The sequence below is a fragment of the Nocardia higoensis NBRC 100133 genome, from assembly GCF_000308595.1.
GTDB classification, from domain to species: Bacteria; Actinomycetota; Actinomycetes; order Mycobacteriales; family Mycobacteriaceae; genus Nocardia; species Nocardia higoensis.
On record NZ_BAGA01000168.1, the window covers coordinates 1 to 14,631 of the forward strand.

The following is a 14,631-nucleotide window of genomic DNA, read 5'->3' on the forward strand; positions in this document are numbered from 1 at the left end:
GATCGAGTTCGGGTTCGGGGGCCGAGTTCTGCTTTCTCGTTGCCACGATGCGCTCCTGCTCAGCGGTTGACGTCGACGACGATGCGCCCGCGCACCGTGCCCTCGATGAAGCGGTCCGCCGCGGCGACGGCGTCGGCCAACGCGATCTCCTCGGCGATGGACTCGAGCGCGTTCGGGTCGAGGTCACGGGCCAGCCGATCCCAGGCGGCCAGCCGGCGCGGCACCGGGGCCATGACGCTGTCGATGCCGTAGAGGGTGACGCCGCGCAGGATGAACGGCGCGACGGTGCCGGGCAGGTCCATGCCCTGCGCGAGACCGCACGCCGCGACCGCGCCCCCGTAGCGGGTGCGGGCCGCGGCGTTGACGAGGGTGTGACTGCCCGCGGTGTCGATGACGCCGGCGAACCGCTCCTTCTGCAAGGGCTTGCCGCGCTCGGCCAGCTCGGCGCGGTCGATGATCGTGCTCGCGCCGAGCGTGCGCAGGTAGTCGCCCTCGGCGGTCTTGCCGGTGGCGGCTGCGACGGTGAAGCCTGCTGCCGTGAGCAAGGCGATCGCCACGCTGCCTACGCCGCCTGTCGCGCCCGTCACCAGGATCTCGCCCTGATCAGGAGTGAGACCGTGACCGGCCAGGGCTTCCACGCACAGGCTCGCGGTGTAACCGGCGGTGCCGATCGCCATGGCCTGGCGTTCGGTGAACGCGGACGGCAGCGGGATCAGCCAGTCGCCGTTCAGGCGGGCGCGCTGTGACAGTCCGCCCCAATGGGTTTCGCCGACGCCCCAGCCGTTGAGCACCACATGATCACCGGCCGACCAGTCCGGGTGCGAGCTGTCGGTGACCACACCGGCGAGGTCGATGCCGGGGACCATCGGGAACGTCCTGACCACCGGAGACTTCCCGGTGATGGCCAGTGCGTCCTTGTAGTTGAGCGTGGAGTACCGCACCTCGACGGTGACATCGCCTTCGGGCAGTGCGGCGTCGTCGAGACTGGTCACCGCGACCTTCGGGCCGGTATCGCTCTTCTCGAGGAATAGTGCCGAGAACATCAGGGGTAGTCCTTCCTCCGGCGGCGCCGGACACCTCAGCTCGGAGCCGGGATCGTGGTCCGGACCTCAGGCGGTCTGCAAGCTCACGTTCCGTGAATGAGAATCGGATTCTCCGATAGTTGAAATAATGCTTTCATTACTGGTCGGTGCTGTCAACGGGGCGGGCCGGGCCCGCTCAGCGCGCGGTCCAGCCGCCGTCCACGACGACCGTCTGGCCGGTGACATAGCGGGCGGCATCCCCGGCCAGCCAGATGATCGCGCCGACCATGTCCTCGGCGGTGCCCTCGACCGGCAGGGGGATATTGCGGCGCAGATACGCGGCGCCGCGCTCGCTGTCGTAGAGATCGTCGGTGATCTCGCTGCGGAAGAAGCCGGGGGCCACCGTGTTCACCCGGATCGAATGCCGGGCCCACTGCACGGCCAGTTCGGTGGTGAGGCCGGAGAGTCCGGCCTTGCTCGCGGCATAGGAGGCCTGCGGGATGCCCGGCACGCCGACGCGCCCGCTGATCGAGGAGACGTTCACGATCGACCCGCGCCCGGCCGCGACCATGTGCGGGAACACGGCCTGGCACAACATGATCGGCGCGAGGAGGTTCAGCGCGAGGGTGTTCCGGACGGCTTCCGGCGGCTCGGATTCGGCTCGTTCGGTCGTGAACCGGTTGCCCGCGGCGTTGACGAGGATCTCCGGCGGGCCGAGGCGCTCGGCTGTTTCGTCGATGGCGGAGGCGGCTTGTTCGGGGTCGCCGAGGTCGCGGACCACGGCCAAGCCGTCGAGACGCCCGGCGAGTTCTTCGAGCCGGTCGGCGCGGCGCGCGATCAGGGCCACCCGTGCGCCCAAGCCGGCCAGTGATTCCGCGACGGCCGCGCCCAGTCCGGAGGAGGCGCCGGTGACGACGGCGACCCGGCCGGTCAGATCGAACAGGCGCAGAGCCTGATCGTGTCCGGCGCTCATCGGGTTGACCCCGCGTCGGTGACCAGGTCGGTCAGCCCGGCGCGTTCGATCTTGCCCATGGCATTGACCGGTAGCGCGTCGACCTCGACCCAGACCTCGGGCACCTTGTAGCCGGCCAGTTCGCGGCGGCACCACAGCGCCAGCGCACCGAAATCGACGGTGGCGCAGTCGCTCTCGATGACGGCGGCGACCCGCTGGCCGAGCCGGTCGTCGGGTACCGGGCAGACCGCCACCTTCGTCACGTCCGGATGGGCTGCCAGCACCCGCTCCACCTCCTGGGGATAGACGTTCGCACCGCCCCTGATGATGACCATCTTCTTGCGATCGAGCACCGACAACCGGCCCTGGTCGTCCACGGTGCCGATATCGCCGGTCGCGAAGGGGCCGGGCTCGAGCGGGGCGATCGCGCCGTCGCGCCAGTAGCCGAGGGCCGGTCGCCACCATCGCGCCCACGGGCCGTCCTGCGCGGCGGCGAGTCGCAGTTCGCCGGGGGAACCGGGTGGGAGTCGCGTGCCGTCGTCGTCGTAGGCCGCGACATCGAATTGGGGGAGCACCCGACCGCTGGCGCCGGGCGACCACTCGTCGCCCGGCGGGTCGATCGCGACGACGGTGGGGGCCTCGGTGAGTCCGTAGGTGGCGCGCGGCACCGATCCGTGGGTGGCCGCGAAGGATTCGCGCACCGCGTCGGGGGTGTCGCTGCCGCCGCTCCAGACCTCGCGCAGCGAGCTGAGGTCGGCACCGGGCCGGCGCGCCAGGTCGTACACCTGTGCCGGCGCGCCGTTCCACACCGTGACGCGGTGCTCGGCGATCCAGTCGGCGACGCCGGCGGCGTCGCGGCGGTCCATGACGATCGCCGTTCCACCCGCTCGGGCGGTGGTCAGGGTGGACAGGATCATCAGGTTCAGGATCGTCAGCGGGAAGCTGTCGCCCTTGCGCAGGCCGGTGTCCCAGCCGCGGGTCGCGACCAGTGCCGCGCCGGGGAGGAGCATATTGCGCTGACTGTGCACGACGGCCTTCGGATGCCCGGAAGTGCCGCTGGTGAAGGCGATCGCGGCGGGTGCGTCGATGTCGTATTCCACGGTAGGCGGCGGATGAGCCGCGGCGAGCAGGGCGGCCCAGTGGTCGGGGTCGACACCGGTCGCCGAATCCGCGTGCCACTGCGGTCCGGCGAGCACTACGGTGGGCGCGCACAGATCGTGCAGGCGTTGCTGCTCGGCCGCGGCCAGGGCTTCGCCGATCCCCGCCCAGATCGCGCCGATCCGCTGCGCGCCGTGGAAGGCCGCGACGATCGCGAGATCGTTGGGCAGACAGGCCGCCACCCGGTCACCCGGCCGCACCCCCAGCGACCACAATGCTCCCGCGGCGCGGTCGGCCTGCTCGTCGAGTTCGGCGTAGGTCCACGTGCCGGAAACTGCGGTCACCGCGGGGGAATTCGGCCGTCCGGAGCGCAATACATGGGCGATCGGGCGGATGCCGGTGAATCTGTCCACCGTTCCTAGATAACACTCTCGGCCCTATCCTTGTAAAGATTCATCAGATAGCGTCGCGACTGCTGAGAAATGAGGGACGCGATGAACGACAACGCGCCGAGCGCGGCGGGGCCGCTCTCCGGAATCCGGGTCATCGATCTCACGGCGATGGTGATGGGCCCCTATTGCACGCAGATCATGGCCGACATGGGAGCGGAGGTGATCAAGATCGAGCCGCCCGGTGGCGACGACACCCGCTACATCTCGGTCGGCCCCGAGCCGGGGATGAGCGGGGTGTTCGCCAATGTCAACCGGGGTAAGCGCAGCGTGCTGCTCGACCTGCGCACCGAGGAGGGCGCCGACGCGCTCCGGTCGCTGATCGTCGATGCCGATGTCTTCGTGCACTCCATGCGCGCCGCCGCGATCGATCGCCTCGGATTCGGCTACGAGACCGTCGCCTCGCTCAACCCCTCGATCGTCTACACCAACTGCTACGGATACGGACGTCGTGGCCCGTACGCCGACCTCCCCGCGTACGACGACACCGTGCAGGCCGAGTGCGGCATCCCGTTCGCGCAGGAGAAGCTGACCGGCGCACCGGGTTTCGCCGGCACCATCATCGCCGACAAGGTCGCCGGGATGACGGCGTTGTACGCCACGACGATGGCGCTGTTCCACCGGGAGCGGACCGGCGAAGGTCAGGAAGTCGAAGTGGCCATGTTCGAGACGATGGCGGCGTTCATGCTGGTCGAACACGCCAACGGCGCGCTGTTCGATCCGCCGCTCGGCCCCGCCGGATATCCGCGCGCGCTCACCGCGAACCGAAGGCCGTACCGCACGTCCGACGGCTGTCTCGCCGCGCTCGTCTACAACGACAAGCAGTGGAACGCCTTCGTCGAAGCCGTTCACCCGCCCTGGGCCGGACCCGAATTCGCCACACTCGCCCAGCGAGCCGCCCGCATCGACACCGTCTATGCCCACCTCGCGGAGACGTTCGCGCAACGCACCACCGCCGAATGGCTGCACCTGCTTCGTGAACTGCAGATCCCGGCCGCGCCGGTGCGATCGCTGGACGAACTGTTCGACAACCCGCATCTCGAGGCCGTCGGGTTCTTCCAGACCGTGGACACGCCGAACGGGCCCGTGCGATTCCCCGGGCCGCCCGCGTGGTTCTCCCGGACGCCTGGACGGGTGCGCGGCCCGGCCCCTCGCCTGGGCGCCGATACCGGCGAGGTGCTGGCGGGATCGGTTGTGCCGCAACGGCCGGGGGCCGGGCCGGCGGACGGGGCCGGACCGGCACGGCATCGCGCCGCCGAGGCGAACGGCCGTGTGCGATGACGTCGGTTCTGTCCGCCGCCGACCTCGACCTGCGGACGATCTTGCGCCCGGGTGACCACATCGTCGCCGGTCAGGCGTGTGGCGAGCCGACCACACTGATCGAGGCGCTGATCGCGCAGGGCGCGGCGATCGATGGGGTGTCGTTGTTCATCGCGACGAGCTTCTCCGGGCTGTTCACCCCGTCCGCCGCCGACGCTTTCACGCCGAAGAGCATGGGGGCGATCGGCTCGTTGCGGATGCTGACCCGCGCACACCGGCTGCGGGTGATCCCCTGTCATGTCAGCCGGGTCGGGCCGATGATCGAGGCGGGGACCCTCGGATGCGACGTGGCGTTCATCCAGGTCGCCCCGGCCGAGGCGGACGGCACGCACAGCCTCGGCCTGATCAGCGACCACGTGCGCGCGGCGGTCCGGGCGGCGCGGGTGGTGGTGGCCGAGGTCAACGACCGGGTGCCGCGCACATACGGCGAACGTATCCACTGCTCGGAAATCGATGTGGCCGTGCCCGTCTCGCGGCAGCCTGTGCAGGTGCCGCCCGCACCGACCGGCCCGCTCGACGAAGCGATCGCCCGGCACGTCGCCGCCTACATCGAGGACGGCGCGGTGCTGCAGACCGGAGTGGGAGCCGTCCCCGACGCCGTGCTGCGCCTGCTGCACGACCGTACCGATCTCGGCGTCCACTCCGGCATGATCGGCGACGGCCTGGTCGATCTCGTCGAGGCGGGCGTGGTCACCAACGCGCGCAAGGCCATCGACCGCGGCGTCTCGGTCACCGGCGCCCTCATCGGCACCGACCGCCTCTACCGCTTCGCCGATCGCAATCCGCACCTCACCATGCGCACCACCGCCTACACCCACGACCCGGCCGTTCTCGCCCGGCTGGACCGGCTGGTGACGATCAACTCGGCCATGGAAGTCGATCTCACCGGGCAGGTGAACGCCGAGCAGAGTGGCTCCGCTTATCTCGGCGGCACCGGTGGGCAGGTGGATTTCGTTCGCGCCGGGTCGTGTTCGCGTGGCGGCCACGCTGTCATCGCCCTGCCTGCCACCGCCAAGGGCGGCACGGTCAGCCGGATCACCGCCGCGTTGTCGGGCCCGGTGACCACCGCTCGCAGCGATGTCGACGTGATCGTCACCGAATACGGCGCCGCGGAACTCGCCGGCCGCACCCTGGCCGAACGGGCCCGCGGGCTGATCGCCATCGCGCACCCGGACTTCCGCGAGGAACTCGAGCGAACGGCACACCTGATCGAGAAGAGGGGATTCTGATGAGCGAGGACGCCGTGCTCTTCGACGCGCGACCCGACGGCATCGCGGTCATCACGCTGAACCGGCCGGAACGGCGCAACTGCCTGAGCAAGGACGTGCGCGCGGGCCTGTTCTCGGCGTGGGAGCGGTTCGAGCGCGATCCCGCCTTGCGCATCGCCGTCCTCACCGGCGCGGGCAAGGCGTTCTGCGCGGGTGGCGACCTGCGAGAGATGGTCGACACGGGGATGACGGTCCCGCCGCGCGAGATGTTCCCGCTCCCGTACGACACGATCGAACTGAGCAAGCCGACGATCGCCGCGGTGAACGGCGCGGCCTTCGCCGGGGGCTGGATGATCGCCCAGGCCTGCGACCTGTGCGTGGCCGCCACCACCGCGAAGTTCGCCGTGACCGAGGTGAAGGTGGGCCGCAGCTCCCCGTGGGCCGCTCCGCTGATCCACATGATCCCGCAGCGCGTCATGATGGAGATCCTGCTGACCGGCGATCCGATCGACGCGCAGCGCGCCTACGAGATCGGTCTGGTGAACCGTGTCGCCGAACCGGACCGGCTGATGTCGACAGCGCTGGAGCTGGCGGGCAGAATCGTTGCGGGCGCGCCACTTTCGGTGGCGGCGGCCCGGCAGACCGTCATGCTCGCCACCGAGATGGGCCGCTCGGCGGCCCTGCAGGCCGCCCGCCACGCCTCGACCCGCTGTTACGAGAGCGACGACGCTCAGGAAGGCCCCCGCGCCTTCGCCGCCGAACGCACCCCGCGCTGGACCGGCCGCTGACGGCCACGACTGCCCTCGTAAGGAGAGCGACATGACCGAATCCACCGTGCGCCCGGGGCCGATGACCGAGACCGCCTCGGTGACGATCACCCTGGACGGCAGGACCGTCACCGGCGACATCCGGCCCGGCGAGACCGTCCTCGAGGCCGGCCGCCGCGCCGGTCTCGTCCCGCCGTCGTCCTGCGAGGCCGGGAACTGCGGAACCTGCATGGCGTTGCTGACCGGCGGCCGGGTCCACATGCGCGTCAACGACGCACTCACCGATGAGGACCTGGCCGACGGCTACGTGCTCACCTGCCAGTCGCTGGCATGCACTCCCGAGGTCGGTATCGAGTACGAGTGAGATCCCCGGGGCCGGAGGGCGGGCCCCGAAGGATTGGAGGGCGCACCTCCACGAGGTGCTGTCTGAAGTTCGGCGCGACGATCAGCGATCGTAACCGGCAGTTTGCTTGCGTCCGTAGAGTCACCACCGTGCGAGACAGGCCCGAGCGAGTACTGCCGCAGCCCCCGGGGCGGGGGCTGCGCAATCGACCGTGGCCGGACTACGCGCTGTTCCTCGTGCTGGTGCTGCCGAACCTCGCGTTGCTGGTGCTGTTCGTCTATCGGCCGCTGATCGACAATATCCGGCTGTCACTGTTCGACTGGAACATCTCCGACCCGGTCGCCACGTTCGTCGGGTTCGGCAACTATCGCGAATGGTGGAACAGACCGGACTCCTGGACCGTCGTCACCAACACCGTGGTGTTCACGGTGGCGGCGGTGGCCGTGAGCATGGTCCTCGGACTCGGTCTCGCCCTGTTGCTGGATCGGAAACTGTTCGGCCGCAATGTTGTCCGCTCGGCCGTCTTCGCGCCGTTCGTCATCTCCGGCGCCGCGATCGGTGTCGCGTTCCAGTTCGTTTTCGACCCGAGCTTCGGTCTGATCCGAGATCTGCTGTACCGGATGGGCGTGCACGAGGTACCCGATTTCTACCAGGATCCGCACTGGGCGCTGTTCATGGTGACGGTGACCTATATCTGGAAGAACCTCGGCTACACCTTCGTCATCTATCTGGCCGCACTGCAGGGGGTTCGGGACGATCTGATGGAGGCCGCCGAGATCGACGGCGCGGGCCGCTGGACCACCTTTTCCAAAGTGTTGCTGCCGCAGCTGCGGCCGACGACCTTCTTCCTGTCCATCACGGTGTTGCTGAATTCGTTGCAGGTCTTCGACATCATCAACGTGATGACCCGCGGCGGACCGCTCGGCAACGGTACGACCACGATGGTCTACCAGGTCTACGAAGAGTCTTTCCGCAATTTCCGCGCCGGCTACGGCGCGACAGTCGCCACCATCATGTTCCTCGTGCTGCTGGTGGTCACGCTGGTGCAGGTGCGCGTCATGGATCGGGATCGCCAGTGAAACACGTCGGTGTGCAGACACTTTCCTATCGGCGCAGGCAGCGGGCGGTGACTGTGCTCGGCTACGCCGCCATGACGTGCGTGCTGATGATCGTGGGCGTTCCCCTGTTCTGGATCTTCATCACCTCGTTCAAGGCACGGCCGGACATCTATGTGCAGCCCGCGGTGTACTGGCCGCACAGCTGGCACCCGGAGAACTTCCGGGAGGCCACGACGGCGCTGCCGTTCTGGACGTTCCTGCGCAACTCGCTCATCGTCACAGGCGTCGTCTCCGCGGTGAAGTTCGTGCTTGGTGTGTTCAGCGCGTACGGCTTGGTCTTCCTGCGGTTCCCGGGTAAGACCGTGATCTTCCTGGTGATCATCGCCGCGCTGATGGTGCCCAACCAGATCACCGTGATCTCCAATTACGCACTGATCGCCGAACTCGGCTGGCGCAACACCTTCCAAGGCATCATCGTTCCGCTCTGCGGTGTGGCCTTCGGAACCTTCCTGATGCGAAACCACTTCCTGTCGCTACCCAGGGAGGTCATCGAGGCGGCCCGGATGGACGGCGCCAACTGGTGGCGGCTGCTCACCCGGGTGGTACTGCCGATGTCCGGGCCGACCATGGTCGCGTTCGCGGTGGTGACACTGGTGAACGAATGGAACGAGTACCTCTGGCCGTTCCTCATGGCCGACGACACGACAGTCGCCACGCTGCCGGTCGGCTTGACCCTCCTACAGAACACCGAGAATCCGAGCGTGACCGACTGGGGTCCGGTCATGGCGGGGACGTTGCTGACCATGCTGCCGATCCTCGTCGTCTTCCTGCTGCTGCAGCGCCACATGATCAAGGGCCTCACCTCCGGTGCGGTCAAGAGCTAACCGATAGAGGAGCAACCACGTGTCCACGAAGTTTCCCGCCCTCAGCCGGCGTGGCTTTCTCGGGCTCACCGGCGCGGCCGCGGCGGGCGCCGTGCTGACCGCTTGTGCGGGCACCGGTGGCGGCGGCGAGCAGTCCGGCGACGCCCGGACCATCACCTTCTGGTCCAACCATCCTGGCACGTCCAAGGAGCTCGAGCTCGAGATCATCCGGCGCTTCCAGGACAAGCATCCCGATCTGACGGTGAACCTGGTCGACGCGGGCAAGAACTACGAGGAGGTGTCGCAGAAGTTCAACGCGGCACTGTCGGGCGGGGATCTGCCCGATATCGTCGTGCTCTCCGATGTCTGGTGGTTCAACTACGCGCTCAACGGCACCATCGAACCGCTGGACGGCCATTTCGCCGAGGTCGGTGTGCAGGTGGGCGACTACGTCGACTCGCTGGTCGCCGACTACCGGTTCAACGGCAAGCATTACGCGCTGCCGTACGCCCGCTCCACACCGCTGTTCTACTACAACAAGGACGTATGGAACCGGGCCGGACTTCCGGACCGCGGCCCGGAGAGCTGGCAGGAGTTCGACGAGTGGGGCCCGAAGCTGCAGGAGGTCGTCGGCGAGGGCAAACTCGCGCACGGCTGGGGTGACGCGAAGAACTACCTGGCCTGGACCTTCCAGGGCCCGAACTGGACCTTCGGCGGGGCGTACTCGGACGAGTGGACCCTGAAGTTCAACGACCCCGGCACTCGGGCGGCGGGCGAGTTCCTGCGCAATATGATCAACACCAAGAAGTACGCGGGCATCAAACCGCAGATCGCGGTGGACTTCGCGGCCGGGGTGATCGCCTCCACCATCGCCTCGACCGGCGACCTCCGCGGCATCCAGAAGAACGCCGCGAACACAATGGAATTCGGCACCGCGTTCCTGCCGCATCCGAACGGGCCCGGCGTCACCACCGGCGGCGCGGGCCTGGCCATCCCCGCACGCATCTCCGATGAGCGAAAGGTGAACGCGCTGAAGTTCATCGAGTTCGCCACCAACACCCAGAACACGGCCTACTTCTCCCAGGGCACCGGGTACATGCCGGTGCGCAAGTCGGCCGTGACCGACCCGAGCGAGCAGGCATTCCTCGCCGAGAACCCGAACTCGAAGGTGGCCATCGATCAGCTGTCGCTGACCAAGTCGCAGGATTACGCGCGGGTGTTCGTGCCCGGCGGCGACCAGATCATCGGCACGGGCCTGGAGAAGATCGGGCTGCTCGACGTCGACGTGGCCGCCACCTTCGCCGATGTCACCAACCAGTTGCAAGCGATCATCGATCGGCAGATCACGCCCAAGCTGCCGAAATAGCGCCCGCCCCGTTTTCGAGGAGACCACCAGCATGGCCACCGTGCAGTTCGAAGGTGTCACACACCGGTACCCCGGCGCACCGGCACCTGCCGTCGATCGGCTCGAGCTCGATATCGCCGACGGCGAGTTCCTGGTGCTGGTCGGTCCCTCGGGCTGTGGCAAGTCGACCAGCCTGCGCATGCTCGCCGGCCTGGAATCCGTCGCCGAAGGGCGCATCCTGATCGGCGGCAAGGATGTGACCGGCTTGCCGCCACGGGCCCGCGATGTGGCGATGGTTTTCCAGAGCTACGCGCTCTATCCCAATATGACCGTGGCACAGAACATGGGCTTCGCGCTGCGCAACGCGGGGATGAGCAAGGCGGAGACGAATCTGCGGGTGCGCGAAGCCGCGAAGATGCTGGAACTCGACGACTTGCTCGACCGCAAACCCGCCAAGCTCTCGGGCGGCCAGCGGCAGCGGGTCGCCATGGGGCGCGCCATCGTCCGACGTCCCCAGGTGTTCTGCATGGACGAGCCATTGTCCAACCTGGACGCGAAACTGCGGGTGAGCACGCGCTCGCAGATCGCGGCATTGCAGAAGCGACTCGGCACCACCACCGTGTATGTCACCCATGACCAGGTCGAGGCGATGACGATGGGCGATCGGGTGGCGGTTCTGCGCGACGGCACACTGCAGCAGATCGCCGCGCCCCGGGAACTCTACGACGATCCGGTGAACACCTTCGTCGCCGGATTCATCGGCTCGCCCGCGATGAATCTGCTGGAGGCGCCGGTGCGGGCGGGCGCGGCGGTACTGGGCGAGCTGGAAGTCCCGCTACCGCCGGGAACGCCCGCGCGCGAGAACGTGGTGCTCGGCATCCGGCCGGAATCCTGGGAGCTCGCCACCGGGCCCGACGGAAACCTGGCTGTCGATGTGGAATTGCTCGAAGAGATCGGCCCGGAGTCCTTCGTCTACAGCCACGGTCTCACCGAGGAATGGCACAGCCACTCCGGGAAGGTGGTCGTCCGCGTCGATCGCCGCTACCGGGTGCGTTTCGGTGAGCGGTTGTACCTGCGACCGAAAGCCGAGGAGATCTTCTTCTTCGATGCCCGCACCGGGGAGCGCCTGCGCTGACCGGCGGCGCGCGCCGACGCGCGCAGATCGGCACGATGTGGCGACATCCGACAGTCCTCCCGCCGTCTATGTCACCGCTCTCGCCGAGTGTGAGCAACTGCTCGGCGTCTCGGACCTGATCGATCGGGGGTGGCGGAGCGCGGCCGCTTCGGTATCCGGGAAGTTCGATGACGGCGCTGGCTGTGTGGCGGCGTGATGGGCATGCCGAACACGTCATCTGGGTGCTCACCCTCGCGGATCGGCCGGAGCTGATCACACGGGGGTTCTGCTGTGCCGATGCCGAGCGCCGCGTGGAAGTGAACGACGGCGGAGCGCATCGAGCGCGCGCCCGACGAGGACAGCTGACGATCGTGGCCCTTTCTCACCGGCCGACGAGTTCACTGTGTGGCCGCTCCACCCGGTAGCGGAGGAAGGCGGGGAACACCAGGGCGGCGAGCACGACGCCGACCACGACGAGCGCGCCGCCGCCGGAAGCGGCCACGGCGGTGCCGACGCTCGCCGCGGCGAATCCGTGCAGCACGTCGCCGATGCGCGGGCCGCCGGCGACGACGACGATGAAGACGCCCTGGAGGCGTCCGCGCATCTCGTCGGTGGCGACCTGCTGGAGCATGGTCATGCGCAAGGCCGCCGAGACCATGTCCACGGCGCCGCCGAAGGCCGAGCAGGCGAGGGCGAGGACCAGGGCGACGGTAGGCGCGAGGCCGTGGCCGCTGAAGCCGACGGCGGCGCCGAAGCCGATCATGGCCACGCCCCACAGCGCGATGCAGACGATCACGGCCAGGCCCTGGCGTCGCACTCGGGGGATCCAGCCGGAGAAGACGCCGCCGAGCACCGCGCCGGCCGACATGGAGGCGAAGAGCAGTCCGAGCACGACGCCGCCGGTGATGGGGTCGCCGAAGGTCTCGTGGGCGATCTCGGGGTAGAGGGCGCGCGCCATGCCGAAGACCATGGCGATGATGTCCACGGCGAAGGAGGCGAGCAGGATGCGCTGGGTCGCGAGGTAGGCGAATCCGTCCAGCACCGTGCGGAATCCGGCCCTGGTGACGGTGCCGGTCGGCGGCAGGGCGGGCAGCCGCCACACGGCCCACAGGGTGGCCAGCAGCGCGGTGGCGTCGATCAGATACAGCGTGGACAGGCCGACCACCGGGATGAGCGCGCCCGCCAGGACGGGGCCCGCGATCGCGCCGAACTGCATGACGGTCATGTTCAGCGAATTCGCGGCTGCCAGCTGATCTTCCGGGAGCAACCGGGGAATGGTGGCGCTGCGAGTGGGCTGGTTGACGGCGAAGAAGGCCTGCTGGAGCGCGAACAGGCCGAGGACGACCCAGACATTGTCCAGCCCGGCAGCGGCCTGCACCCAGAACGCCAGGGCGGTCAGGCCGGTGCCGGAGGTGGTGATGAGAAGCAGGATACGGCGATCCATCACATCGGCCAGCGCGCCGCCCCACAGGCCGAACACGATCAGTGGGAGCAGGCCGAAGAGCCCGGCCAGGCCGACGTAGCCGGAGCTGCCGGTGATCTGGAAGATCTGCTGCGGGACCGCGACTACCGAGAGTTGCGCGCCGATGGTGGTGACGATGCCCGAAGTCCAGAGACGACGGAAGTCCGTATTGCGCAGGGGGGTGGTGTCGGCGAGCACTTTCACCGGCGGCAGCGTAGCGTGTCGCCTTCGGTCGCGACCCGCGCTGTCGCCGGGGAGTGGGCTGGGTCACGGCGGCCTTTGCTCGGCCGCGAGCTGCCCGGAGTTCGAACAGTGCGTGTCGATGTTCTCCGAACCGGGGGTGCGCGAACCGGTCAGAAATCGAGAAGCACTGGGTACCGGCGGGCGAATAACGTCAACCGTATGAACATCATCGCAGATCAAGCCACTATCGAGTCCGTCCTACTGGAGGTCGCGGACCCCGCTGCGGCGCACGCTTTCTACGACGCCGCGTTCGGTCTCGGCGAGAGGTTGCGGGTGCGCGCCACCGAGGCTCCGACGTCCGGCTTCCGTGGTGTCGTCCTCTCCCTCGTGGTGTCGCAGCCGAGCACCGTCGACAGCCTCGTCGGCACCGCCGTCGCGGCGGGAGCGACGATCGTCAAGCCCGCGAAGAAGAGTTTCTGGGGGTACGGCGCGGTCGTGCAGGCGCCGGACGGGACGCTCTGGAAGATCGCGACCTCGGCGAAGAAGGACAGCGGGCCGGCGACCCGCGAGATCGACGACTTCGTCGTGCTGCTCGGCGTCGACGATGTGAAGGCGACCAAGCGGTTCTACCTCGCGCACGGTTTCACGGTGGCGAAGGGCTTCGGCAGCAAGTACGTCGAGTTCGCCGCCGCGCCCTCGTCGATCAAGCTCGCGCTGTACGGGCGGCGTGCGGCGGCCAAGGACGCCGGGGTCGCGCCGGAGGGCGACGGGTCGCACCGGCTGGTCCTCGGCGGCACCGTCGAGTCCTTCACCGACCCGGACGGGTTCGTCTGGGAGGACGTCAGGTCGTACCGGGGCGCGTGAATCAGCGCCCTCCCCGGCGGGCGTCGGCGACGGTACCTTTCGTAGCGGCGGCGAGTTGCGGGTGCTGTCAGGTCGGCGCAACCGGTGGGAGAAGCGGCGGGAGATCGGGCCACCAGGTCGGGTGTTCGCGTACCAGATCACGCAGCACCGGGCTGCTCTGCAGCGTCGCACGGCAGTAGTGGTCCCAGGGCTCGGCGCTGCTGCTGTCGGGGACGGTCCGGTGTGTGTGGATGCCGTTGCACAGGACGTCGGCCAGCAGTTCGGCGATGGTGAGGATATCGTCCCGCTCGCTCTGGGACTCGGGCAACGGCTCGTCGGCGTAGAAGTACCGTCGTGAGCCGGGGCGCTGGAGCATCAGCAGGTGCACTTCCCGCAACGCGCTCAGCGCGGTGTTGTTCGCGGAGATCGCGGCCATGGCGTTGCTGATCTTCGCTTGCTCGGCCCCCGCTCGACTCTGCGCGGCGACCGCTCTCGTCTGCTCGGCCAGATAGAAGATCGACACGGTGGTCGCTATGAGCGCGAAGGCGGCGATGGTGGCGGCCACCGCTTCGGCCGTGATGTCCCCCATGGAAATCCCTGCCAC

General features: G+C 68.5%; 14 protein-coding genes. 9 read left to right on the top strand and 5 right to left on the bottom strand.

The genetic code is table 11. The annotated features are described in order from the left end of the window. Positions 1-59: 59 nt before the first annotated feature. The 3 genes from acuI to ON26_RS27550 form a co-directional block, all read right to left on the bottom strand. A complete protein-coding gene (acuI, locus tag ON26_RS27540; RefSeq protein WP_040800610.1) occupies positions 60-1,043 on the bottom strand; it encodes an acrylyl-CoA reductase (NADPH) in 984 nt (327 codons plus the stop codon). A gap of 175 nt (positions 1,044-1,218) precedes the next feature. Next, positions 1,219-1,995 (bottom strand): SDR family NAD(P)-dependent oxidoreductase, encoded by a 777-nt coding sequence (locus ON26_RS27545; RefSeq protein WP_040800612.1) that lies wholly within the window; start codon positions 1,993-1,995, stop codon positions 1,219-1,221. Further along, positions 1,992-3,485, bottom strand: coding sequence for a class I adenylate-forming enzyme family protein (locus ON26_RS27550; protein ID WP_051027732.1), 1,494 nt, complete (start codon positions 3,483-3,485; stop codon positions 1,992-1,994). Before ON26_RS27550 ends, ON26_RS27545 begins: the two co-directional genes overlap by 4 nt. Before the next feature lie 81 nt (positions 3,486-3,566). On the opposite strand from ON26_RS27550, the gene ON26_RS27555 reads away from it, so the two are divergent. From ON26_RS27555 to ON26_RS27590, 8 genes are all read left to right on the top strand, one after another. After that, positions 3,567-4,802: a CaiB/BaiF CoA transferase family protein gene (locus ON26_RS27555; RefSeq protein ID WP_083884401.1), complete on the top strand. Its 1,236-nt coding sequence runs from the start codon at positions 3,567-3,569 to the stop codon at positions 4,800-4,802. Beyond that, complete coding sequence (locus tag ON26_RS27560; RefSeq protein WP_040800614.1) at positions 4,799-6,070, top strand: acetyl-CoA hydrolase/transferase family protein; 1,272 nt, start codon at positions 4,799-4,801, stop codon at positions 6,068-6,070. Before ON26_RS27555 ends, ON26_RS27560 begins: the two co-directional genes overlap by 4 nt. Next, the gene (locus ON26_RS27565) at positions 6,070-6,837 is read left to right on the top strand and encodes an enoyl-CoA hydratase/isomerase family protein (protein WP_040800616.1); all 768 of its coding nucleotides are present in this window, start codon (positions 6,070-6,072) and stop codon (positions 6,835-6,837) included. The genes ON26_RS27560 and ON26_RS27565 overlap by 1 nt, the downstream gene beginning before the upstream one ends. Positions 6,838-6,868: 31 nt before the next feature. Beyond that, the gene (locus tag ON26_RS27570) at positions 6,869-7,180 is read left to right on the top strand and encodes a 2Fe-2S iron-sulfur cluster-binding protein (RefSeq protein ID WP_040800618.1); all 312 of its coding nucleotides are present in this window, start codon (positions 6,869-6,871) and stop codon (positions 7,178-7,180) included. 128 nt (positions 7,181-7,308) lie between these two features. Then, positions 7,309-8,238, top strand: a complete 930-nt coding sequence (locus tag ON26_RS27575) for a carbohydrate ABC transporter permease (RefSeq protein WP_051027735.1) — start codon at positions 7,309-7,311, stop codon at positions 8,236-8,238. 71 nt (positions 8,239-8,309) lie between these two features. Continuing rightward, positions 8,310-9,101 (top strand): carbohydrate ABC transporter permease, encoded by a 792-nt coding sequence (locus tag ON26_RS27580; RefSeq protein WP_245546094.1) that lies wholly within the window; start codon positions 8,310-8,312, stop codon positions 9,099-9,101. Positions 9,102-9,120: 19 nt separating this feature from the next. Beyond that, on the top strand, positions 9,121-10,446 hold the full coding sequence (locus ON26_RS27585; RefSeq protein ID WP_040800622.1) for an ABC transporter substrate-binding protein: 1,326 nt from the start codon (positions 9,121-9,123) through the stop codon (positions 10,444-10,446). Positions 10,447-10,477: 31 nt separating this feature from the next. After that, a complete protein-coding gene (locus ON26_RS27590) occupies positions 10,478-11,560 on the top strand; it encodes an ABC transporter ATP-binding protein (RefSeq protein WP_040800624.1) in 1,083 nt (360 codons plus the stop codon). Between the two features lie 361 nt (positions 11,561-11,921). Here the strand turns inward: ON26_RS27590 and ON26_RS27595 are convergent, their stop codons facing one another. Further along, on the bottom strand, positions 11,922-13,205 hold the full coding sequence (locus tag ON26_RS27595) for an MFS transporter (protein ID WP_040800626.1): 1,284 nt from the start codon (positions 13,203-13,205) through the stop codon (positions 11,922-11,924). Positions 13,206-13,403: 198 nt separating this feature from the next. Here ON26_RS27595 and ON26_RS27600 point away from each other — a divergent pair, with 198 nt between their 5' ends. After that, positions 13,404-14,048, top strand: coding sequence for a VOC family protein (locus ON26_RS27600; protein WP_040800628.1), 645 nt, complete (start codon positions 13,404-13,406; stop codon positions 14,046-14,048). Positions 14,049-14,115: 67 nt separating this feature from the next. On the opposite strand, the gene ON26_RS27605 is transcribed toward ON26_RS27600, so the two are convergent. Next, the coding region (locus ON26_RS27605; protein WP_218000640.1) for a hypothetical protein at positions 14,116-14,631 on the bottom strand (516 nt) is incomplete at its 5' end.

Bases quoted from the DNA above. Each gene is read 5' to 3' on its own strand.
- acuI (WP_040800610.1), bottom strand. From the start codon at position 1,043: ATGTTCTCGGCACTATTCCTCGAGAAGAGCGATACCGGCCCGAAGGTC.
- ON26_RS27555 (WP_083884401.1), top strand. From the start codon at position 3,567: ATGAACGACAACGCGCCGAGCGCGGCGGGGCCGCTCTCCGGAATCCGG.
- ON26_RS27590 (WP_040800624.1), top strand. From the start codon at position 10,478: ATGGCCACCGTGCAGTTCGAAGGTGTCACACACCGGTACCCCGGCGCA.
- ON26_RS27565 (WP_040800616.1), top strand. From the start codon at position 6,070: ATGAGCGAGGACGCCGTGCTCTTCGACGCGCGACCCGACGGCATCGCG.
- ON26_RS27580 (WP_245546094.1), top strand. From the start codon at position 8,310: ATGACGTGCGTGCTGATGATCGTGGGCGTTCCCCTGTTCTGGATCTTC.
- ON26_RS27600 (WP_040800628.1), top strand. From the start codon at position 13,404: ATGAACATCATCGCAGATCAAGCCACTATCGAGTCCGTCCTACTGGAG.
- ON26_RS27545 (WP_040800612.1), bottom strand. From the start codon at position 1,995: ATGAGCGCCGGACACGATCAGGCTCTGCGCCTGTTCGATCTGACCGGC.
- ON26_RS27570 (WP_040800618.1), top strand. From the start codon at position 6,869: ATGACCGAATCCACCGTGCGCCCGGGGCCGATGACCGAGACCGCCTCG.
- ON26_RS27560 (WP_040800614.1), top strand. From the start codon at position 4,799: ATGACGTCGGTTCTGTCCGCCGCCGACCTCGACCTGCGGACGATCTTG.